This is a genomic window from Mesorhizobium sp. P3_A8 (genome assembly GCF_056402995.1).
Genome location: NZ_JBFUGI010000016.1, coordinates 19,853 through 40,532, shown reverse-complemented (window position 1 = coordinate 40,532; position 20,680 = coordinate 19,853). Strand labels below are relative to the sequence as shown.

The following is a 20,680-nucleotide window of genomic DNA, read 5'->3' as shown; positions in this document are numbered from 1 at the left end:
GGGTCGCTCGGCATGCCAGTCGGCAGCCTTCCCGAGACTCGAATGACATGACGATGCGTAAACGCGCCGACGCAGTTCGTTCCCGTGTAATGTAGGTGAAGCCCCCGTGTGGCACCCTTCGCCGTGCATCACGGCGGCCACCCGTTGAAACGCCCAGCAGCAAACAAGAAACAATAGCACCAAGCAGGTGCCCCGAGCACCAAAGCCCGGCCATGTTTCGCGTCGCTTTTGAAGAGCTTTTCGAGGCTAAAAAGAAAATTGATCACACCCGATTTCCGCAGGAACCCGCCGCGATCATCCGAGTTTGAATAGCACCCGAAGGGGTTATTTCAACCAAAGGAGATTCTCAGATGGCAGCTACCAAGAAAGCCAGTGCCGGCACCAAGGGCCTCCAGGATCTGTTCCTCGACGGCCTCAAGGACATATACTACGCCGAAAAGAAAATTCTTAAAGCCCTGCCGAAGATGGCCAAGGGCGCGGAGGACGCCCAGGTGTCCGCCGCTTTCGAGAAACATCTTGTCGAGACGGAGGGCCAGGTCGAGCGACTTGAGCAGGTGTTTGATATCCTTGGCATTGCTGCGCGCGGCAAGACCTGCCCTGCCATCGACGGCATCATCGAGGAAGGATCCGAGATTCTGGAGGAATACAAGGGTTCGACCTCTATCGACGCGGGCCTTGTCGCCGCCGCGCAGGCCGTCGAACATTATGAGATCGCGCGCTATGGCACGCTGATCGCCTGGGCGACATCGCTGGGCAAGGATGACATCGTCGAACTCCTCAACGCCACACTGGAAGAGGAGAAGGCCACTGACGAAGCCCTCACCTCCCTCGGTGAATCAGGTGTGAATGACAGGGCGGCCGAGCAGCAAAAAGCGGCTTGATCCCACGCACTTAAATAAGGGCCACGGCGACATCGTCGTGGCCCTTACAGTGTGCGTCGGTCACCCACCAATCGAACAGTTTACAAGCTGCTCAGTGGTGGCGGTCTCGATATGCTGGCCGTAGCGATTGCTGAACAGCCCGATCATGGCATCATGGGCCTCATCCGAGGCGCTGTAGACCGCATCCTGGACCACGATGGTACGTAAGCCATAGTCTGCCGCGCCCAACACCGTTGAAAGGACGCACATATCTCTTTCTCCGCCGGTGACGATAACGGTGTCGCGGCGCCCGCTGCGCCAGTAGAGTGCGAAGGTTCGAGCCAAGCCAAGGCGAATACACCGGCTTGTCTACAACTGGCGCCGGCGGCGTAAACGCTCGAAGCTCCGGGACCAAGTCCACCTTTCCCGGGCCAAGGCGCTCAAGCGTCAAGTCTGCCCATCGTTCATAGTAGCGTTTCCAAGTCCCCTGCCCGGCGCCGGGCCGCCTAGCCGGTATAAACCGCGTGAAGACCAATCTCGACGGCTGTGTGCTGCAAAGATCTACGATCCTGGGAAGCACACGGTCCATCCATGGCAACGACCATTGCGACGGCTCGCGGAACATCGCCTGCATGTCGACGCAGATGTGCACTGCGTTGCTGCCAATGGGTTCCTCGCGCACCGTAGGGTCAGCGCGAGATCGAAAATTGCGGAGAGGATTGTTGCGCATCGAACGCAACACCCAGGCCATGAGCCACGGCGCTTGCGGCGATCATGTCGTTCAGTTGGCTTCTGGAAACCGGACAGGCTTTCATGACAGTCAGGACAGCCGATGCTGCCTGCCTCACCGACACAACATCGTGCCGCTTCTTCCGCACCTCGACGTACTGCTCGATAAGCATCTTGAGGCGGCGCTCCTCTACCTCGTGTGACATCTTGATACTCCACCCAGATCAACCGCGACCGGCGGTGCCCTTGTGGCACCCGCGGGATTTCGATTGCTGTTAATTTGCGGCCCCGATCCTTGTTCCACCGCTCGGGCCGAAGGCGTCAACTTCGTCAACGATTGTCGCGACCAGATTGGCGTCCGCAGCGAATTCGCCAACGATCGGCAACGCTTTAACGCCTCTCACGTTCAAGGTTTTAGTCGGTACCAAGGAAGCCTTAATGGACGAAAAAGACCTGTCCCATATTCACGGTGATCAGCCGGCCGCAGTCACGGCGGATGCGCTGCCAGACCGCAAGGAGTTGGCGGCCACAGCGTTTCAGCGGACACGCATGCCGATGGTGGTCACCGATGCCACCCAGCAGGATTACCCTATAGTCCTGGCAAACGAAGCTTTTCTGAAATTAACAGGATACGATGCAGGAGAGGTTCTCGGCAAAAACTGCCGGTTCCTGCAGGGTCCGGCAACATCCAAAATCGCCCTTTCCGAGATACGAGCCGCGATAAGAGAGGAGCGCGCGGCCAGTGTCGAACTCCTCAACTACCGCAAGGATGGATCTGCCTTCTGGAACCAGCTCCATTTCAGCCCAATTCACGATGACAGCGGCCGTGTTGTGTATCACTTCGGCTCTCAAATCGACCGCACAGACTATCGCAGGATCCAGTCTCTGGAAGACTCCGAGCACCGGCTTCTTCTAGAGGTAGACCATCGCGCCAACAATGTGCTTGCGCTTGTCGACAGCATCGTTCGGCTTACTCGATCGGACGACGCTGCCTTGTATGCGGCCTCCGTACAGCAGCGTGTGCAATCTCTGGCCCGAGCCCACACCTTGCTTTCCCGGCGCGGCTGGCATCAGATTCCGCTACGGGAGGCCATTCGCACTCAGATAGAGCCCTACGGGGCGTCACGGGCAGTTTTGAGCGGCCCAGAGATCATGCTTGCAGCTCATGCGGTCCAACCGCTTGCGTTGTTCATTCATGAGCTCGCCGTAAACGCGGCGTCGCATGGCTCGCTCTCGCACGACACCGGCCAGGTCGCAATCAGTTGGAACGAAATCCCGCAAACCAAAGGGCTCGCGCTCGTTTGGGAAGAAACGGGAGGCCCGCCGCCTGCGGGCATCCGAAAGGCAGGCTTTGGCACTGTGATCGCCGAAGCTACGATACGGCGGCAGCTTCAAGGATCTACCGAGCGCGAATGGTTAGATCGCGGCGTTCGAATCGTCGTCGAGGTGCCTAACGTCACCAGCGAAACGTAGCAACCGTTCACCGCACATGAGCGAGCAGTCGTAGCGGCAAAAGCTGCGTCGGTCAGCGCCGACACGATGTGCACACCATTCGAAGCTGTGCTCTGTCAGAAATTCAGCAAAATGAAGGGCCCACTTTGCGGGCCCTTCTTTTGCAAGCCTGAAGACGCGGCTTCACAGCTTGACTGCGGCTTCCCGCGCCCACAGCCTCAGACCCCTGCAACTTTCAATGAAATCCGTGGCACTCGCCTTGTCAGCCAGCGGCAGCATTCCCTCGTCAGCCCCGGGCTCGACGCCCGCTTTGGCCAGAAGCGGCACGGCGCCGGGCGTGAAGCCGATGAACTTGCAATGAGAAAAGGCATCCGCCACGAAATCGCGAGCCGCTGCTTCGCCGGCCAGCAGATTGGCACTCTCTTCGGTGAGCAGGATGGCGACCGCGTCAAACAATACCGATGGGCCGCCATCGATCATATGCTTGGCCACAATCTTGGTGCCATCGCTGGCCACCGCGCCGCCGACCTTTGCCGCGATAACTTCCATGGCGGCCCCTTCATTCTCAATGGCAGCCTGCAAGGCTTTGAAGAGACCGGCGTCCGTGCCGGTGCCGATCAGGACGCCAACCTTGCGGCCAGCAAAGCTCTCCGGGCCATTGGCAATGATGCTCAGCGCTGGCGAGGGCTCGAGATCCGTGCGCGGCGATACAGCGGCGTCGGCCGGCTTCGGCATCTCGGTGATGCCGAGCTTGTCGGCGACCGTGACAGCCAGTCCCTCATCGATGTTCAGCAAGTGCGCGATCATCCGCTCGCGGATGGCTGGGGTTTCAACCTTGCTCAGTTCAAAGGTCAAGGCCTGAGCGATGTGGCGTTGCTCGGGTGGGGTCTGGCTGTTGAAGAACTGGGCAGCCTGGCTGTAGTGGTCGGCGAAACTTTCGGGCCGCAGCCGGACCTTCTGGCCATCCTCCCCGTCAGCGAAGGAACGGAACCCACGGTCAGGGGATTCGCGCGGGCCGACGCCGAATGAATTCGGCTGGTAGTTGGCTCGTCCAACCGGATTGCGCATCGCCATATGGCCGTCCTGCTGGAAATGATGGAATGGGCATTTCGGCGCGTTGATCGGCAGATGCGTGAAATTGGGGCTGCCCAGGCGTTTCAGCTGTGTGTCGAGGTAGGAGAAGTTGCGGCCCTGCAGCAGCGGATCGTTGCTGAAGTCGATACCAGGCGGAACATTCTGGGTCATGAACGCGACCTGTTCGGTCTCGGCAAAGAAATTGTCCGGCATCCGGTCGAGAACAAGACGCCCGACAGGTATCGGCGGCAAGATCTCCTCCGGAATCATCTTGGTCGGATCAAGGATGTCGAAGTCGAAATTGTCGGCAAACTCCTGGTCGAACAATTGCAGGCATAACTCCCATTCGGGGAAATCGCCTGATTGGATGGCGTTCCAGAGGTCCCTGCGATGAAAGTCGGGATCGGCGCCGTTGATCTTGACCGCTTCGTTCCACACGACTGATTGCATGCCAAGCTTGGGCTTCCAGATGAATTTCACGAAAGTCGATTCATCGGCCGCATTGACGAGCCGGAAGGTGTGTACGCCGAACCCTTGCATGAAGCGGAAAGAGCGCGGGATGGCGCGGTCCGACATCACCCACATCATCATGTGCATCGATTCCGGCGTCAGGCTGATAAAGTCCCAGAACGTGTCGTGCGCCGACTGCGCTTGCGGGAAGTCACGGTCGGGCTCCGGCTTGACCGAATGGATGACATCGGGAAACTTGATCGCGTCCTGAATGAAGAACACCGGGATATTGTTTCCCACGATATCCCAGTTGCCCTCTTTGGTATAAAGCTTCACGGCAAATCCACGGACGTCGCGGGCAAGGTCGAATGACCCCTTGCTGCCGGCCACCGTCGAGAACCGCACGAATGCCGGCGTTTTTTCTCCAGCTCGCTGGAAGATGTCGGCGCGCGTATATTTTGCGAGCGACTCGTAGGTTTCGAAAAAGCCGTGGGCGCCATAGCCACGCGCATGCACTACCCTCTCAGGAATGCGCTCATGGTCAAAGTGGAAAATCTTCTCGCGGAAATGAAAATCCTCGATCAGCGTGGGACCACGTGCGCCGATCTTGAGCGTGTTCTGGTCATCTGAGACCGGCCCGCCCTGGGCTGTTGTCAGGACGTCAGTCTCGCCCTCCGCAACTTGATGCAATTCTCCTCCCTGGCCTCTGACCAAGGTCAAGTCGTGGACGGTGGCGGACGATGCGTTGGCTTCGGCTGCTGGCTTACGCGGCATAGTGCTCTCCTTTGAAATGCTTGAGAATGACGGGCTCAAATTTCGGACTGAGGTCGTTGATCCAGCTCGGCGGCGGCGCGTTGCAAGTCGGAAAAATCGACCGTGGCGACGATGTCACCGCGACGGTCACGCGCCCTGACGGCCCAGCCCACCGGTGCTTCACCCCGAGACAGGGCGTCTTTCCACAAATCCTCCGCCGAGCGCCTGCATTCGTCGCGCACCGCGTCCAGATCGGGAAAGACCAGGCCACTCACGTCACGGATCTCCCCATTGTCATGATACTCAAGCCGATACTCATCCCCCGCATCGGCTATCCGCTGTTCGCCAGAATTCTCTTCCTCGACACCAAATTTGGCGGCATGCAAAAGCATGATCTTGGATTTTTCGATCAGCTCTTTAGGGGATAAAACCGCCGGTTGCGCGACAGTGACGAGTATATTGTCACCACCCTCGCCGCGGAATTCCACCACGTTGTTGGCAACGATGATTTCCAGAACCTCCATACCTATGCTCCCTTCACATCTGGTCGTTGTAAGGCTGTTTGGTGATCCCAACCTGCTTGGCCAACTCTGAAAACGGTGGCACGCCGGCTTCGAACTGGCTGGTGTTCGCGAGTTGCAGAAGGCGCAAAGGGAAGCAGACGGCATCACGGTTTGCCGGTGACATGTCCTCGAACAGGCGCTCGTCGCCGGTGAACGAGGCTTCCGCGGTTTTCAAGGCCCTATCGATATCATCGATCGAGAGGAGTCCCTTCCGTACCAGGGCATTGTTGACCGCTGCGACCGCCATCAGCAGCCCCTCCAGCTGTAGGTTGGCCACGTTCATGGATTTTTCTCCATCACATACGTCCGATGGTGGGCGGGACAACGGGTCTGCTAGCTGGACGCGCCATCGCGGAATCTCCTTCGGGACGTTCGACAACTTTCCACACGAGACGAGGTTCCAGAGCCGCCATGCATCCCGAAGCGGCCGACGCAACGCTTCTCCGACGCCAGGAATCGGTGGCAAAAGTTGAGGAAAACGAAGTCGGTCCCATGCGTGGAACCGTCAGGCAGATCCCAAGTTTCATATTGCCGGGAAACGTCGATTGGGCCTGCCTTTCGCATTGTCGCGCATGTCGCAGCCAGCAAGTCATCCCGTGCCGGCGAAGGGAGGACGCCGTGGGCGAGGTGGCGTTGCTTGGGCGTCCACGGCAAATGAGAGCGAGACCGACGGAAATCTCGCTGTGGCAAACGAGGTAGGAAATGGCGTCGAACACGAGAACAGCCACTATCAAGCCGTATAAAGGGCCCGCCGGTGGGTGGGGCTCAGCGAAATCCGTGGCTGGTGTTCTCCTAAAAGAACATGTTCCCTTGAAAGGGAGCCGATTGCTGTCGACGCAGAACAAGCCCGAAGGCTATATGTGCGTGAGCTGCGCCTGGGCAAAGCCGGCGCAGCCGCATCCGCTCGAATTCTGTGAGAACGGCGCCAAGGCGACAGCTTGGGAAACCACGTCGCGACGTGCGGGCCCGGCGTTCTTCGACAAGCACACGCTGAGCGAACTCGAGCGATGGTCGGATCACGATCTCGAAGAGGAGGGTCGGCTGACGCACCCCATGCGCTGGGACGCTGCCAGCGACAAATATGTGCCGGTCGAATGGCCCGCTGCATTCGAAGAGATCGGCAGGGAGTTGCGCGCTCTGGACCCGCATCAGACCGATCTTTACACATCCGGCCGGGCGTCACTCGAGGCGAGCTACATGTACCAGCTGTTTGCGCGGATGTACGGCTCCAACAACATGCCCGACAGCTCGAACATGTGCCATGAAAGCTCCTCCGTTGCGCTTCCCGAGAGCATCGGCGCATCGGTCGGCACCGCCATTTTGTCCGATTTCGAGAACACGGACTGTATATTCTACATTGGCCAGAATGTCGGGACATCCTCGCCACGCCTGCTTCATGATCTGCAAGACGCAGTCAACCGAGGCGTGAAGATTGTTACTTTCAACCTGCTGCGGGAGCGCGGGCTGGAGCGCTTCGTCAATCCGCAATCACCCGTCCAGATGCTGACCGGGAAAGAGACACCGATTTCGTCGCAATATTATCAGGTCAACAACGGCGGCGATATCGCAGCGTTGTTCGGCGTCTGCAAGGCTCTTATCGAAGCAGACGACGCCCTGAAGGCCTCCGGTCAAAACCCTGTCGCCGGACGCGATGCGACGCCAAAAGATCCGGACAACGCAGCCATGATTGCCTTTGCGGCATCGATGGCATCCGCTGCCAAGAAGCACGTTCTCGATCACGATTTCATCAAGGAACACACGACCGGCTTCGAGGAATTCGCAGCAGCTGCGCGCGCCCACCAATGGGACGAGCTTGAGCGCGTATCGGGGCTGACACGCGCCGAAATGAAGAAGGCCGCCGTCACCTATGCCAACTCAAACGCAGTCATGATGGTCTACGGCATGGGCCTGACACAACAGCTCATGGGCGTCGAGAACGTTCACATGGTCTGCAACCTCGCGCTGCTGCGCGGCAACATCGGCAAGCCCGGGGCGAATATTTGCGCCGTTCGTGGTCACTCCAACGTGCAGGGCCAGCGCACCGTCGGGATTACGGAGAAGCCAGGCCTGGCGCCCCTCGACAAACTTTCCGAGCTCTATGGCTTTGAGCCGCCGCAATGGACCGGTCGCTCGACGGTGGAAACGTGCGAAGCGATTATGACGGGTCAGTCCCGTGCGTTTATCAGCCTTGGCGGCAATTTCCTCAGAGCGGTGCCAGACACCGCCGCCATGGAAGAGGGATGGCGCAAACTTCGTTTGAGCGTTCAGATAGCCACCAAACTCAACCGCAGCCATGTCCTGCATGGAGAGGTCGCATATCTGCTGCCGTGCCTTGGCCGCATCGAACTCGACCAGCAGGCGAGTGGACCGCAAGCGGTGTCCATGGAAAGCTCGATCGCTCATTTCCATGGCTCGCGGGGCAAGACCAAACCGGCGAGCTCTGAACTTCTCTCCGAACCGGCCATTATTGCCGGCATTGCCAAGGCTACGCTTGGGCAAAACAAGGTTCCATGGGACGCCTGGGTTGGCGACTACGCCGAGATCCGCAATGCCATTGAGCGGACTTACCCCGAAACTTTCAAGGATTTCAACGAACGGCTTTTCAAGCCCGGCGGATTCGCGAGACCGCTGCCGGCGCGCGAGCGCAAATGGGTGACGAAAACGGGGAAGGCGAACTTTATCACGCCGGACAAGCTTTTCCCCGACTTTTCAGCCGCCGACAGAGCAGATGTTTTGCATCTCGCCACGCTGCGCTCCAACGACCAGTTCAACACAACCATCTACGGCTACAGTGACCGCTTCCGTGGCGTTGAAGGCACGCGCCGGATTGTATTCATGAATGCACAAGACATCGCTCGCCTGGGCTTCGTCGACGGTGACATCGTCGACATGACGACAGCAATCGATGGCAACAGCGTTCGCAGCGTCGGTGGCCTCAGGATCGTCCGGTACAACATTCCCAAGGGCTGTTGTGCGGCTTACTATCCTGAGACAAATCCGCTGTTTCCCTTGGCGCATCACGATCCAAAGTCCAAGACCCCTTCGTACAAACTTTTGCCAGTGCGTTTGAGCCGATCAACCCTGTCCCAGGATGGTTGAGTCCCTTGTAGGCGAATGATGAAGAGGGAGATGAGCTACTCGAATGGCGCCTTTGCGGCTGCGGCGATAGCGCTCGGCATCGCCAGCGCCGCCTTGGGATGGCGTCGCGAGCCGCGAGAGCTTCGGCTGGATCCGCCTGTCGCGTCTGATCTTGATGGATTTCGGCTGATGCCAAATGGCATCAGCGGAACGCCGCCCGCGAGTTATTTTGCGTCGGGCAAGCCATACGAAACGGACGCCTACAATTTAAGCCAGGGCAAGCGTCTTTACGCCTGGTTCGGCTGCCCGGCATGCCATGGTGATGGTCGCGGCGGCGCTGGTCCGTCGTTCCTGGACGGCTGGTGGCTGTACGGGCCCGAGATCGTGTCCATTGTTGCGTCCGTCAGGGACGGCCGGCCGCATGGGATGCCGGCCTTTCGCGACCGGATGACGACCGAGCAGATATGGCAGCTCGCCGGCTATGTTCAAACGATTGGCGCTTATAAGCCCAAAGTTGCGGCGCCCAGTCGCAACGATGACAAACACACCCGCCCTGCCGAAAATCGTGGTCCGGCAAAAATCCTCTTCGACCAGGGGCCGGCGGGGGTTCACCCTGACCAGGGGCCATCGCCTTGAGAGCCGCGCGCGTCATCGCGTTGTGGGCCGCTACGATCGCGTGCGGCTGCAGCGGAAACCAGTCCGCGCTCGACCCCGCTGGCGCGCCCGCGCTCCATATCGAACACCTGATTATCGGCATCGTGGCCCTGTGCTCGGTAATCTGGCTTGCTGTGATGCTCGTGCTTGGTGGCGCACTGTGGCGCAGACGCCAGCGGGACGAAACGGAAATCCGGCAACGGCGGCTGACTGTGGTCGTAACTGCGGCAGTGGCCGCGACCGCCATTATGATTGCCGGCATGACGGTTGCCAGCTTCTACACCACCCGCGGCATCGGCCTTCCGGAAAAAGCCTCTATAACGATCACTGTAAGAGGGCAGCAATGGTGGTGGCAGGTAATCTACGCCGGTTCCTCCGAAACACCTGGCTTTCAGACCGCCAACGAAATTCACATCCCTGTTGGTCAGGATGTTCATGTTCGGCTTGAAAGCGCTGATGTCATCCACTCTTTTTGGATCCCCAGTCTTGCCGGCAAGCAGGATCTTGTCCCGGGGCGCTCCAACAGCCTGCTGCTGCGGGCCGAGAAGCCCGGTGTCTATCGCGGTCAGTGCGCCGAATTCTGCGGACTGCAGCACAGCCATATGGCGGTGATGGTCATCGCCGAGGCGCCAGCCGACTACGCACGCTGGATCGCGTCACAGAGTGCTGATGCAAATCCGACGACGGGTCCTGACGTCGCCGCCGGACGCGCGGCTTTTCTGGCAAAGCCGTGCGCCGCCTGCCACACCATTCGGGGCACAGCCGCCAACGGCACCACCGGACCTGACCTTACCCATGTCGGCAGTCGTCAAACAATCGCGGCCGGCCTCGTCGAGACCACGCGCGGTTCACTGGCCGCATGGATCGCCGATCCGCAGACGCTGAAGCCCGGAAACAACATGCCGATGGTGCCGCTGACCAGTATCGAGCTCCAGGATATCTCGGCCTATATGGAGAGCCTGAAATGACCCGCTCGAAGGATGATGGGCTCAGGGACACGGCATTAAGCGATAAGGAGCTCACGCAGGCCCTCGCCTCGACCTGGTCAGCGCAGCCGGGGCTGTGGGGCGCCCTGTCGACAGTGGATCACAAGGTGATCGGCCGACGCTATATCGCGACAGCTTTTGTTTTCCTGGCGCTTGGAGGGGTGCTGTCGCTGCTGATGCGGCTGCAACTGTCGCAGCCTGAAGCCAGGTTCATCGGACCCGATCGCTACAACCAGATTTTCACCATGCACGGTTCGAACATGATGTTCCTGTTCGCCGTCCCCGTCATGCAGGCGATGGCCGTCTACCTCGTGCCTTTGATGGTGGGGACACGCAACATCGCCTTCCCGCGCCTCAACGCATTTTCCTACTGGATCTATGTCGCGGGCGGCCTGCTCTTGTGGATTGCCTTCATCGTCGACACCGGCCCGGACGTCGGATGGTTCGCTTACGTGCCCTTGTCGGGGCCGCAATATGGCGTGGGGAAACGCGCCGATATCTGGGCACAGATGATCACCTTCACCGAGGTTTCCGCCCTCGCCATCGCCGTCGAGATCGTTGTGACCGTGTTCAAGCAGCGCGCGCCGGGGATGTCGCTCGACAGGATTCCGTTATTTGTCTGGTCGATGCTGGTGACGTCGTTTCTTATCATTCTGGCCATGCCGGCGATCATGATCGCAAGCACAAGCCTTATCCTCGATCGCCTTGTCGGCACGCACTTCTTCAACCCTGCCGAAGGCGGCGATGTGTTGCTGTGGCAGCATCTGTTCTGGTTCTTCGGTCATCCCGAGGTCTACATAATCTTCCTGCCGGCAGTGGGCATGGTGTCGACCATTGTAGCGACGTTTACGCGTCGGCCAGTGTTTGGCTACCTGGCGATGGTTATGGCCTTGGTGGCGACGGGGGTCCTCGCCTTCGGCCTTTGGGTCCATCATATGTTCGTTGCTGGTCTTCCACGACTGGGAGAGAGCTTTTTCACCGCCTCCAGCATGGCGATTGCAGTCCCGGCCGGATTGCAGATTTTCTGCTGGCTTGCCACCATCTGGGCGGGAAAGCCGATCTTCAAAACGCCGTTCCTGTTCGTCATCGGCTTCATGGTGATCTTCGTGATTGGCGGCCTCACCGGCGTCATGGTGGCCTCGGTTCCGTTCGATACCCAGGTCCATGACACCTATTTCGTTGTCGCCCATTTCCATTATGTCCTGGTCGGCGGCGCGGTTTTTCCGCTGCTCGGCGCGATTTATTACTGGTTCCCGAAGCTGACGGGCAAAATGATGAGCGAGACCCTTGGCCGCTGGGTCTTCGGCCTGATCTTTGTCGGCTTCAACCTGACGTTTTTTCCCATGCACATCCTGGGTCTTCAAGGCATGCCGCGTCGCATCTACACCTATCAGCCCGAGATGCCTTGGGCCGGCCTCAACATGTTCATTAGCCTTAGCGCAATCGTCCTGGCCGCTGGCTTCCTTCTGTTTTTCATCGATGCCATCCGCAGTGCCAGGTCAGGCGCCGTCGCGAGTGCTAACCCCTGGGGAGCCTCTACGCTTGAATGGGCGACGGCGTCGCCGCCGCAACCTTACAATTTTGCCAGGCTACCCGTGGTCGGCAGCAGTGAACCCCTGTGGGCGGAGGAGGCCGCCCCGCCCGTCGCCGCCGGCTTGCGGGTCGACCGTCGTGAGCTTTTGATCACCAGCGTCGTTGAGGGCATTCCGGAAGCGCGGGAATCATCGGTCGGCAATTCCATCTGGCCGCTTTGGGCAGCGCTTGCGACCACCTTAACGCTGGTCTGGTCCATATTCAGCCCATGGGCGGTTGTCTGGGGTTCCATCCCGGTCGCGGTCTCACTGATAGGCTGGTTCTGGCCCAAGGGCGTGCCGGAGGACGAGTCATGAAAGAAAACATCGTGCTCGATCTGACCGAGCTCCCAGCGCATGGCCTTGGCACCGCAAGCCCGTCATGGTGGGGAACGCTCGCTTTCATGCTCATCGAAGGGACCGGCTTTGCGCTCTCGATCGTGATCTATCTCTACCTGATGAGCCTGGCGCCGCGATGGCCATTGGGCGCCCCGCCGCCGGATCTGTTCGCCGGCACGGCGCTGACAGCCCTTCTGCTGGCAAGCCTTGTTCCCAACATCCTCCTCGCACGCTGGGCGCGCGATCAGGATCTGCGAAAGGTTCGCCTCGGATTGATCGTCATGGCCATACTGGGAATAGTGCCTCTGGTCCTGCGTGTCTTCGAGTTTCCGGCGATGCATATCAAGTGGGATCAAAACGCATACGGTTCGATTGTATGGGTTATGCTTGGCCTCCACACCACCCACATCCTGACGGATGTGATCGAGACGCTGGTACTCGCCTGCCTGATGTTTTCCCGGCATGGCGACACGCCGCGCCGGTTCGGAGATGTCAGCGACAACGCGATGTACTGGAACTTCGTGGTTGCGACGTGGTTGCCCATGTACGCCTGCCTTTATTGGATACCTCGGCTTTGAGAAAAACATGGTTGCAATGGACCGGACTTGGTGTCGCGCCGCTAGCCTGGGCGCTCAGCACCCAGCTTGGCCAGATCATGCCCTACATTGACTGCCGACAGAATAGTCCGTGGAGCGCCGTCCTCTGCGGGGTTCTTCTGGTTGTTTCGATCGCTGGCCTAACTGCAGCGCGTACGGCTTCACACGGGACGGTCCAGACCAGGCGCTTTATTGTTGACGCGGGATTTCTGATCGCGCTGGCATTTGTCTTTGCCCTGTTGTTGCAGGAGGCAGCCACGATGCTGCTGGACGCATGCCAACGCTGATCTGCGCCCTGATCTGCGGTATGATGGCCTGGCCGGCCATGGCGCATGGCGACGATGCGCATGGATTGGAGCCTGCCTGGACTTTCGATCCGTGGATGGTGGTGCCACTCGGGACGCTGGCAGTTCTGTATTGCGTGGGAGCGGCAAGACTGGCCCGACGCACAAGGCGGCCCGGGGGTATGTACCACCGCATCTGCCTTTACAGCGCTGGAATGCTCACTCTGGCTGGTGCGCTGCTGTCCCCTCTTCACTGGCTTGGCGAACACCTCTTTACCTTTCACATGATCGAGCACGAGATCGTCATGGCTGTATCGGCCCCTTTGATCGTGTTGGCGCGGCCGATTGGAATCCTGCTGTGGGGATTGCCCGCCAGGGCCCGTATGGCGGCGGGAATGCTGATGCGGGCGCCTCTATTGCGCGTGCTGTGGGACAGGAGCACAGGCGCGACCAGCGCAACCATCTTGCATGGCGTTGCAATCTGGGCCTGGCACGTTCCGATAGTCTTCGACGCCGCCGTTACAAACCCCACAGTGCATCGCTTTCAGCACCTCACTTTCTTCGCCACGGCGATCTTGTTTTGGTGGGCGCTTGTTTGGCGAAGCGATTACGGCTCGGCGGCCTGGCATCTGTTTTTCACTATGATCCACACAAGCGTTCTGGGCGCATTGATGGCTCTCGCTCCCCGCGTCTTGTACGCCGCGCAGACGCAAGCCGCGATCGCATGGGGCTTGACGCCGCTTGAAGACCAACAACTGGCAGGCATGATCATGTGGATCCCCGCCGGCACCGTCTATGCAGGTGCGGCACTGACGATGCTGGCGCTTTGGATCAGAGGCTCGAGCGAGAGAAAGGCGCAAAATGTCTAGTCCGCTCGCATCAGCCCCCGGCGGGGTCGCCATGGCCACGGTGTTTATCGTCGTGGCTTCCGCCGCGTTTGTCACGACCAGTGTCGTGCGTGACAACCATACCAGAGCTGCCATTGCCAGGGTGATGACCGGGGGCGATCCCGGTCGAGCGCCGGCGATCTTTCGTCGCTATGGCTGCGCCGGATGTCACACGATCTCCGGGATTCCTGGGGCGGACGGCCAGGCTGGGGCGCCGCTGACGGAACTGTCGAAGCGCGTCTATATCGCGGGTGCCCTGGAAAACCGTCCAGACAATCTGGTCGCCTGGATCGTTTCGCCGCAGCGCTTCTTCCCGCAGACGGCCATGCCGCAATCGGGGATTTCTGAACAGGAAGCGCGGGATCTTGCAGCGTATCTTTATGCCCAATGAACCTATGGGTGTGGGGTTGCGACCGGCGGAAGCGCTTTGATGTAGTGCGCGATCGCCTCGCGGTCGCCTTCAGGCAGCATGGCGGTATTCGTCACCACGTCGGCCATGGACGATCCCACCCGGCCGTGGTTGGGCGTCTCTCCGGTTCTAAGCATCGTGGCAATATCGGTCTCGGTCCAAGCGCCCAATCGTTCCTGAGTAATGTTGGGCACGAACCCGGTGCCTTGCGGGTCGATGCCGCCGGCAAACAGCGTATCGGACCGGATTGCTCCAAACGCATTTCGGCTGGAGTGGCATTCCGCGCAATGAGAAACGGTTTCGACGAGGTATGCGCCGCGATCAGGCATCGTCTTGCCTTCTGCGTTCGCAGCCGACCGGCCCTGGCGGAAAAACATCAGCTTCCAAAATCCGACGGACCGGCGAATGCTGAACAGGATTGCGGGATCGTGCGGGGGCACACGTCCGGACACTTTTGGCAGCGTCATGAGATAGGCGTAGACATCGTTGATGTCGGCGACGGTCATGCCGGTGAAGCTGGTGTAGGGGAAGGACGGGTAATAGTGTTCGCGCCTGGGAGACACTCCACCGATCAGCGCATTTGCCAGATCGGCGGCGCGCCATCTGCCGATACCGTCAACAGGATCAGGGGAAATGTTGGGCGGCCTGAAAGTGCCGAACGGCGACCCAAGCGCCATGCCACCTCCCAGTTGTAGTCGATCTGACTGTCCGGGGGTAGCGTGGCAGGAGGCGCAGTCCCCCGCCGCGAAGACCAGCTTGCCGCGGCCCACATCCCCTTTCACTTCGAATCGCGGATCGTCTGGCGAGAACGGCGGGTGAGCCGAGGTCACCAAGAACGCGGCGATCGCAGCAGCCGCTGCAGGCAGGAGAATGGCGACAGCAACTTTGTATGCAATGCGCCCCATGGCGTCCTTAAAGCTCAATGTCTCTATATGGAATCACGCAAATATAGGGTCACGCGACACCCTTGCCGCCAGTGACGCCATAAACTTCGCCATTTATGAAACTGGCTTCCCGCGAGGCCAGCAGCACATAGACGGGCGCTAGCTCGACCGGCTGTCCAGGGCGGCCGAAATCGCTGTCCTCACCGAAATGCTTGACCTTTTCATCTGGCTGACCGCCGCTTGGCTGCAGCACTGTCCAGACCGGCCCGGGAGCCACGACATTGGCCCGAATGCCCCGCTTGATCAATTGCTTGGCGAGCGCCTTGGTATAAGCGACAATGCCGGCTTTGGTGGTGGCATAGTCGAGCAGGATCGCCGAAGGCTCGTAGGCCTGGATCGATGCCGTGGTGATGATGGAGGCGCCGGCAGGGAGATGCGGCGCGGCTGCTTGAGCGATCCAATGAAGAGCGTACAGATTCGTTTTCATAGTCTTGTCGAAGTCGTCTGTCGTCAACTCATCAATGCTCTCGCGATATTGCTGCCTCCCGGCATTGATCACAAGCAGATCGAGGCCACCGAGGGCGGAGACAGCTTTGTCTACCAAACCCCGACACCAAGCCTCGTCTTTGATGTCGCCAGGCAGCGCCAGCGCCTTGCTGCCCGCGGCTTCGATAAGGTCGATGACCTCCTTGGCATCCGCCTCCTCTTCCGCGAGGTAAGAAATGGCTACATCCGCTCCTTCCCGCGCAAAGGCTATAGCGACGGCCCTCCCTATCCCGGAATCGCCCCCTGTCACGAGCGCCTTGCGCCCAGCTAGCTTACCAGAGCCCCGATAGCTTTCCTCGCCGTGATCCGGCACCGGATCCATATTTCCGGCAAGGCCAGGAGTGGGCTGCGGCTGTTTTGGAAAAGGCGGCGCCGGATACTCCTGACGCGGATCCCGAAGTAATGCACGATCATTCACCGTGAAGCCTCCATATCCTCGTTGACCTTGCCGCAACGCGAGGAGAAACCCTTTGTTCCGCTGAGAGTCTGGTTAGAAAAACAGTCGCCGCGCAGCAGAAGTCATCTCCCGCCCAATAGTTGCGTCGGCCTCGGAACGCGACAAAGCCGCAAAGGTTGACATCAGCTGGCGTGGCATCAGTTCGGTTCGGTCTACTGCGCAAAGGAACACACAAAGTTTCTGCATGTCGTAACATGGCAGGAAGCTTCACCTCGGGCGGTTCGCACCCATGCAAGATGGAATTCCCCGCCGCAGCCCTCAACGTTGCGCAATCAAAGTAAGTTTCCATCGATGAAGGCGATTGCCGGGCGGGTGATTGAGCCTACGGTTTGATGACGACCTTGATGCAGCCATCCTTCTTGTCGCGGAAGGTCTTGTAAGCCTCCGGTCCTTCTTCGAGCCCAATACGGTGGGTAATCAGAAAGGACGGGTCGATTTTTCCGTCCTCAATGAGCTTCATCAACGGCTCCAAATAGCGCTGGACATGTGTTTGGCCCGTTTTCATTGTCAGCCCTTTGCCGACGAACATTCCCATGGGCACAGTAACGCTTCCAACGAACACCCCCGGCAACGAGACAGTGCCGCCCGGTCGGCAGGCCATCAGCGCCTGTTGCAGCGCATAAGGCCTCTCCATCGCCGTAAGGTCCGTTTGCAAGGTCTCCATGACGCCACCGGGGCCGTGGCTCTCCATGCCGACCGCTTCGATGACAGAATCCGGCCCTTTACCGCCCGTCATACCTAGGATCTGCTTTTGCAGATCTTCGTCGTCATATCTCAGCGTTTCCGCTCCCGACGCTTGCGCAAGCGCCAGCCGTTCGGGGACGATGTCCAGCGCGATGACCCGGCCCGCGCCTAGGAGAAAGGCTGACTTGATTGCGAACTGGCCAACTGGCCCGCAGCCGAAGACCAGCACTGTATCACCGGGTTGAATGTTGCAGTTTTCCGCCGCCTGATACCCGGTGGGAAAAATATCGGAGAGAAACAGTACCTGCTCGTCTGTCAGGCCATCTGGCACCTTGATAGGGCCAACGTCGGCATAGGGTACGCGCAAGAATTCTGCCTGGCCACCCGCGAAGCCGCCATACATGTGCGAATAACCGAACAGCCCAGCAGTTGGATACCCCATCTGCTCGGCTTGCTTGGCGCCGGCTGGATTCGACCTCTCGCAGAGCGAAAACAGCTGCCACTTGCACATCCGGCACTCGCCACAGGCGATCGTGAACGGCACCACGACGCGCTCGCCCATCCTGAACTTGGAGTGACCCTTCCCGACTTCAACGACCTCGCCCATTGTCTCGTGCCCAAGCACGTCATGGGCGTGCATTTCTGGGACAAATCCTCCCATCAGATGAAGGTCTGACCCGCAGATCGCACACGCCGTAACCTTGATGATAATATCGCGGTCGTCCTCAATGATCGGGTCATCCACCTGCTCGCAACGTATGTCACTTTTGCCGTGCCAGGTGAGCGCCTTCATCGTCATTCTCCGTCGGTTGTGCCTTCGCTAACCTGCCGCTCGACAAAATGTTCCTGATCCAGCGCCATCCTTCACTCGGTTCGAATATCCACACCGCAACCGGTGAAAGCGTCCGCTACAGACGCGACCAGTCCCCAAGTCAGCCTGTGAGGGGGCTGATTCGACACCGAGAAGGCCTCATACGCTCCATCGCGACCATCGGGTTCTTCCTCGTCAATTCGGGCGCCGAATTGATGTCGCCTGCTCCAGTGCGTGTGAACGCCGACAGCGCCAAATCATGTGATCGCGTTCGCATCGTCTGGGAACAAACCCGCCGCAAGCAGGTTTGGGTTCATCACTCTCAACTGAGGAATAACATCATGAGAAACAGTCTTCGCCTGGCGTCGCTATCGCTGGCAACGTCGATGATATTTGCTTGGCCAGCGCTCGCTGTCGAGACCGCCCAGGAGTTCGTCACCAAGGCCACGATCGGCGGAATGTTCGAAGTCCAGTCAAGCAAGGCCGCCCAAGACAAGCTGCAGGACCAAGGGCTCAAAGACTTTGCCCAGAAGATGATCTCCGATCATGGCGCCGCCAATGCTAAGCTTGAGAGCATCGCCGGTGAACAGAAGCTGAAGGTGCCTGCCGACCTCGATGCTGCACACAAGAGCGATGTCGACAAGCTGCAGGCGGGTACGGCGCCAGTAGACGCATCGTATGCGGAAATGCAGAAAGCGGCTCATGCCGACGCGGTCGGCCTGTTCGAGGCTTACGCCAAGGACGGCGACAACGCCGCCCTTAAATCCTTTGCGGCTGACACGCTGCCCACACTCAAGATGCATCAGGACATGATTCAGAAGGTTGCAACCACGGCGCCTGCTTCTGACGGCAGCACACCGGCTGTCACCAGCGGCGCCAGCAATCCGGCAGCTCCAGTTCCCGGCGCCAACAGTTTTACCGAAGCCCAGGCCAAGAGCGCGATCGAAAAGGCTGGTTATGCCGACGTCTCTGGCCTGACAAAGGATGACAACGGCATCTGGCGCGGAACGGCGAGCAAGGACGGCAAGTCGACGCCGATCGCGCTCGATTACCAAGGCAACGTTGTTGCCGGCACCAAGTGATCAGAAAGCGAGGAGATTCAGATGAAAACCGTAACCGGACTGTTCGACAATTATGACGATGCCAATGATGCCGTAGGCGAACTCGTGGCCACCGGCGTCCCGCGCGATGACATCAGCATTGTGGCCAACAATGCGGCCGGCTGGCACAAGGACGAGGAGACCGAAGCCAGCGAGGATGCGGCCACAGGCGCTGGCGTGGGCGCCGTCATTGGCGGCGCCGGCGGCCTGGCAACAGGCCTCGGCCTGATGGCCATTCCTGGGGTGGGACCTGTGGTTGCAGCCGGGTGGCTGGCGGCCACTGCTGTCGGCGCTGTTGGCGGAGCTGTGGTCGGTGGTGCAGCCGGGGGCATCATCGGCGCCATGACAAACGCTGGCGTCCCTGAAAACGACGCCCATGTCTATGCCGAAGGCGTTCGTCGCGGTGGGACAATGGTCACGGCCAAGGTCGACGATAATCTTGCGCCGAATGCCGAACAAATCCTCAAGCAATATAATTCGGTCGACGTCGCTGGCAGACGCAATGAATACGAGGCTGGCGGCTGGACCGGTTTCGACCCGGACGCCGACGACTACAGCGCAGAAGACCTACAGCGGGATAGACGTGGACGCGATCTTTGATGCGACACTCGCAAGGCGGCCAAGGCCGCCTTGCTCCTCTCAGACCGCTCATCAGCAGGAGCGGGAATTTACGCGCCGAAAGCGGCTGCAAACACGCCGCCGGGCCATCTCGGCAGATTTTGAAGACAGGCGCCCAGACAATCGAAACCGCGCTTCTTAACGTTCGTTGCTGTTCGGTGGCTGGGCGGGTTCAATTCAATGAGCATAAACAAGTCGAACGATTCAAGTCGTGTCGTAATGCCAAGAGTTTGAGATCGACCATCCTATACAGGTCGGATCGATAACACCGAGCCAGGCACGCAGGCTTCTTCAAAAGGACGGCGACGACTGGCCCAACTCAAGCGGGAAGCTGAAGCATTGAACCCGAAGATTGACGAGATTTAACGTGTTGCAACCGCGTCAGTCCAACCCCGTCGATAAGATGGAAAATCGCCTTCGCCTCGCCCCGTTGTAGCGTCTGGATATGTCTGTCAGGCTCGACGAGGTTTTGCAGATGTACGTCGCACTTCCACGTCTCGACAAATGGTGGCCCCAAGGACCCGGCGAATTTCATACCATACCGGCCTCACGAATTCGGGATGCAAGTCAACGTCAGAAAATTTGCCAGCCCACCAATGAGATCAGTTGAAACAAATCGTCTCGAATGACGTTTCGGTCGATCGCTTTGTGTGGAGGAACGAAATGACTGATGATAAGAGCAAACGAGACTTTCGCGACCGCGATCGTGTATCGGCTGACGAGGACTACGAGGTCGAATATTTCGCCAGCAAGACAGGCATCACCCCTCAGCAAGTGAGGGAACTCATTGCAAAGCACGGCAACAGCCGTGAGACACTGGAAAGGGAAGCACAGGCGCTGAGAGGCCGAGCCTGAGGTAGGTGTTTGAACTGGCCAGTCCCTGTTCTGGCAACCC

At 59.4% G+C, this 20,680-nt stretch carries 20 protein-coding genes and 1 pseudogene; 12 read left to right on the top strand and 9 right to left on the bottom strand.

The genetic code is table 11. The features are described 5' to 3' along the window. The first annotated feature begins 350 nt into the window (after nucleotides 1-350). Entirely contained in the window at nucleotides 351-881 is a 531-nt protein-coding gene (locus AC1DX4_RS30170; protein WP_477223792.1) for a YciE/YciF ferroxidase family protein, read from the top strand. Between the two features lie 60 nt (nucleotides 882-941). Here AC1DX4_RS30170 and AC1DX4_RS30165 read toward each other — a convergent pair whose 3' ends face one another. The 3 genes and pseudogenes from AC1DX4_RS30165 to AC1DX4_RS30155 form a co-directional block, all read right to left on the bottom strand. Then, a complete protein-coding gene (locus AC1DX4_RS30165; protein WP_477223791.1) occupies nucleotides 942-1,205 on the bottom strand; it encodes a cysteine hydrolase family protein in 264 nt (87 codons plus the stop codon). A gap of 49 nt (nucleotides 1,206-1,254) precedes the next feature. Continuing rightward, nucleotides 1,255-1,485: pseudogene (locus tag AC1DX4_RS30160) on the bottom strand (cysteine hydrolase); the annotation flags it as partial. 64 nt (nucleotides 1,486-1,549) lie between these two features. Further along, complete coding sequence (locus AC1DX4_RS30155; RefSeq protein WP_477223790.1) at nucleotides 1,550-1,795, bottom strand: hypothetical protein; 246 nt, start codon at nucleotides 1,793-1,795, stop codon at nucleotides 1,550-1,552. 232 nt (nucleotides 1,796-2,027) lie between these two features. Here AC1DX4_RS30155 and lov point away from each other — a divergent pair, with 232 nt between their 5' ends. Next, nucleotides 2,028-3,062: a blue-light-activated histidine kinase gene (gene lov / locus AC1DX4_RS30150; protein ID WP_477223789.1), complete on the top strand. Its 1,035-nt coding sequence runs from the start codon at nucleotides 2,028-2,030 to the stop codon at nucleotides 3,060-3,062. A gap of 162 nt (nucleotides 3,063-3,224) precedes the next feature. On the opposite strand, the gene katE is transcribed toward lov, so the two are convergent. The 3 genes from katE to AC1DX4_RS30135 are packed head-to-tail and all read right to left on the bottom strand — an operon-like array spanning nucleotide 3,225 to nucleotide 6,164. Next, nucleotides 3,225-5,339 (bottom strand): catalase, encoded by a 2,115-nt coding sequence (gene katE, locus AC1DX4_RS30145; protein WP_477223788.1) that lies wholly within the window; start codon nucleotides 5,337-5,339, stop codon nucleotides 3,225-3,227. A 35-nt stretch (nucleotides 5,340-5,374) separates the two neighbouring features. Then, nucleotides 5,375-5,842 (bottom strand): DUF6894 family protein, encoded by a 468-nt coding sequence (locus AC1DX4_RS30140; RefSeq protein ID WP_477223787.1) that lies wholly within the window; start codon nucleotides 5,840-5,842, stop codon nucleotides 5,375-5,377. 13 nt (nucleotides 5,843-5,855) lie between these two features. Next, entirely contained in the window at nucleotides 5,856-6,164 is a 309-nt protein-coding gene (locus AC1DX4_RS30135) for a hypothetical protein (protein WP_441935437.1), read from the bottom strand. A gap of 419 nt (nucleotides 6,165-6,583) precedes the next feature. Between AC1DX4_RS30135 and AC1DX4_RS30130 the strand changes: the two genes are divergently transcribed. The 7 genes from AC1DX4_RS30130 (at nucleotide 6,584) to AC1DX4_RS30100 (ending at nucleotide 14,667) form a co-directional block, all read left to right on the top strand. Next, a complete protein-coding gene (locus AC1DX4_RS30130) occupies nucleotides 6,584-8,980 on the top strand; it encodes an FdhF/YdeP family oxidoreductase (protein WP_477223786.1) in 2,397 nt (798 codons plus the stop codon). Between the two features lie 30 nt (nucleotides 8,981-9,010). Then, entirely contained in the window at nucleotides 9,011-9,595 is a 585-nt protein-coding gene (locus AC1DX4_RS30125) for a c-type cytochrome (RefSeq protein ID WP_477223785.1), read from the top strand. Next, the gene (gene coxB, locus AC1DX4_RS30120) at nucleotides 9,592-10,581 is read left to right on the top strand and encodes a cytochrome c oxidase subunit II (RefSeq protein ID WP_477223784.1); all 990 of its coding nucleotides are present in this window, start codon (nucleotides 9,592-9,594) and stop codon (nucleotides 10,579-10,581) included. Before AC1DX4_RS30125 ends, coxB begins: the two co-directional genes overlap by 4 nt. Next, complete coding sequence (gene ctaD / locus AC1DX4_RS30115; RefSeq protein ID WP_477223783.1) at nucleotides 10,578-12,488, top strand: cytochrome c oxidase subunit I; 1,911 nt, start codon at nucleotides 10,578-10,580, stop codon at nucleotides 12,486-12,488. Before coxB ends, ctaD begins: the two co-directional genes overlap by 4 nt. After that, nucleotides 12,485-13,087, top strand: a complete 603-nt coding sequence (locus AC1DX4_RS30110) for a cytochrome c oxidase subunit 3 (protein ID WP_477223782.1) — start codon at nucleotides 12,485-12,487, stop codon at nucleotides 13,085-13,087. The genes ctaD and AC1DX4_RS30110 overlap by 4 nt, the downstream gene beginning before the upstream one ends. A gap of 292 nt (nucleotides 13,088-13,379) precedes the next feature. Further along, nucleotides 13,380-14,258, top strand: coding sequence for a cytochrome c oxidase assembly protein (locus tag AC1DX4_RS30105; RefSeq protein WP_477223781.1), 879 nt, complete (start codon nucleotides 13,380-13,382; stop codon nucleotides 14,256-14,258). 31 nt (nucleotides 14,259-14,289) lie between these two features. Next, on the top strand, nucleotides 14,290-14,667 hold the full coding sequence (locus AC1DX4_RS30100; RefSeq protein ID WP_477223780.1) for a c-type cytochrome: 378 nt from the start codon (nucleotides 14,290-14,292) through the stop codon (nucleotides 14,665-14,667). A 2-nt stretch (nucleotides 14,668-14,669) separates the two neighbouring features. On the opposite strand, the gene AC1DX4_RS30095 is transcribed toward AC1DX4_RS30100, so the two are convergent. The 3 genes from AC1DX4_RS30095 to AC1DX4_RS30085 all read right to left on the bottom strand — a co-directional run bounded on the left by AC1DX4_RS30095 (nucleotide 14,670) and on the right by AC1DX4_RS30085 (nucleotide 18,049). Further along, complete coding sequence (locus AC1DX4_RS30095; protein WP_477223857.1) at nucleotides 14,670-15,590, bottom strand: c-type cytochrome; 921 nt, start codon at nucleotides 15,588-15,590, stop codon at nucleotides 14,670-14,672. Nucleotides 15,591-15,639: 49 nt separating this feature from the next. Further along, nucleotides 15,640-16,533 (bottom strand): SDR family oxidoreductase, encoded by an 894-nt coding sequence (locus AC1DX4_RS30090; protein WP_477223779.1) that lies wholly within the window; start codon nucleotides 16,531-16,533, stop codon nucleotides 15,640-15,642. Between the two features lie 361 nt (nucleotides 16,534-16,894). Beyond that, nucleotides 16,895-18,049, bottom strand: coding sequence for a zinc-dependent alcohol dehydrogenase (locus AC1DX4_RS30085; RefSeq protein WP_477223778.1), 1,155 nt, complete (start codon nucleotides 18,047-18,049; stop codon nucleotides 16,895-16,897). Between the two features lie 47 nt (nucleotides 18,050-18,096). On the opposite strand from AC1DX4_RS30085, the gene AC1DX4_RS30080 reads away from it, so the two are divergent. The 3 genes from AC1DX4_RS30080 (at nucleotide 18,097) to AC1DX4_RS30070 (ending at nucleotide 20,640) form a co-directional block, all read left to right on the top strand. Further along, a complete protein-coding gene (locus AC1DX4_RS30080) occupies nucleotides 18,097-19,149 on the top strand; it encodes a DUF4142 domain-containing protein (RefSeq protein ID WP_477223777.1) in 1,053 nt (350 codons plus the stop codon). A gap of 21 nt (nucleotides 19,150-19,170) precedes the next feature. After that, a complete protein-coding gene (locus AC1DX4_RS30075) occupies nucleotides 19,171-19,767 on the top strand; it encodes a hypothetical protein (RefSeq protein WP_477223776.1) in 597 nt (198 codons plus the stop codon). A 624-nt stretch (nucleotides 19,768-20,391) separates the two neighbouring features. Next, nucleotides 20,392-20,640, top strand: coding sequence for a DUF3606 domain-containing protein (locus tag AC1DX4_RS30070; protein ID WP_477223775.1), 249 nt, complete (start codon nucleotides 20,392-20,394; stop codon nucleotides 20,638-20,640). Nucleotides 20,641-20,680: the final 40 nt, after the last annotated feature.

Excerpts from the sequence above, each read along its gene's own strand:
- AC1DX4_RS30125 (WP_477223785.1), top strand. The coding sequence starts at position 9,011 with ATGAGCTACTCGAATGGCGCCTTTGCGGCTGCGGCGATAGCGCTCGGC.
- AC1DX4_RS30140 (WP_477223787.1), bottom strand. The coding sequence starts at position 5,842 with ATGGAGGTTCTGGAAATCATCGTTGCCAACAACGTGGTGGAATTCCGC.
- lov (WP_477223789.1), top strand. The coding sequence starts at position 2,028 with ATGGACGAAAAAGACCTGTCCCATATTCACGGTGATCAGCCGGCCGCA.
- AC1DX4_RS30110 (WP_477223782.1), top strand. The coding sequence starts at position 12,485 with ATGAAAGAAAACATCGTGCTCGATCTGACCGAGCTCCCAGCGCATGGC.
- katE (WP_477223788.1), bottom strand. The coding sequence starts at position 5,339 with ATGCCGCGTAAGCCAGCAGCCGAAGCCAACGCATCGTCCGCCACCGTC.
- AC1DX4_RS30085 (WP_477223778.1), bottom strand. The coding sequence starts at position 18,049 with ATGAAGGCGCTCACCTGGCACGGCAAAAGTGACATACGTTGCGAGCAG.
- AC1DX4_RS30075 (WP_477223776.1), top strand. The coding sequence starts at position 19,171 with ATGAAAACCGTAACCGGACTGTTCGACAATTATGACGATGCCAATGAT.
- AC1DX4_RS30170 (WP_477223792.1), top strand. The coding sequence starts at position 351 with ATGGCAGCTACCAAGAAAGCCAGTGCCGGCACCAAGGGCCTCCAGGAT.
- ctaD (WP_477223783.1), top strand. The coding sequence starts at position 10,578 with ATGACCCGCTCGAAGGATGATGGGCTCAGGGACACGGCATTAAGCGAT.
- AC1DX4_RS30155 (WP_477223790.1), bottom strand. The coding sequence starts at position 1,795 with ATGTCACACGAGGTAGAGGAGCGCCGCCTCAAGATGCTTATCGAGCAG.
- AC1DX4_RS30105 (WP_477223781.1), top strand. The coding sequence starts at position 13,380 with ATGCCAACGCTGATCTGCGCCCTGATCTGCGGTATGATGGCCTGGCCG.
- AC1DX4_RS30080 (WP_477223777.1), top strand. The coding sequence starts at position 18,097 with ATGTTCCTGATCCAGCGCCATCCTTCACTCGGTTCGAATATCCACACC.
- AC1DX4_RS30135 (WP_441935437.1), bottom strand. The coding sequence starts at position 6,164 with ATGAACGTGGCCAACCTACAGCTGGAGGGGCTGCTGATGGCGGTCGCA.
- AC1DX4_RS30100 (WP_477223780.1), top strand. The coding sequence starts at position 14,290 with ATGGCCACGGTGTTTATCGTCGTGGCTTCCGCCGCGTTTGTCACGACC.
- AC1DX4_RS30130 (WP_477223786.1), top strand. The coding sequence starts at position 6,584 with ATGGCGTCGAACACGAGAACAGCCACTATCAAGCCGTATAAAGGGCCC.
- AC1DX4_RS30095 (WP_477223857.1), bottom strand. The coding sequence starts at position 15,590 with ATGGGGCGCATTGCATACAAAGTTGCTGTCGCCATTCTCCTGCCTGCA.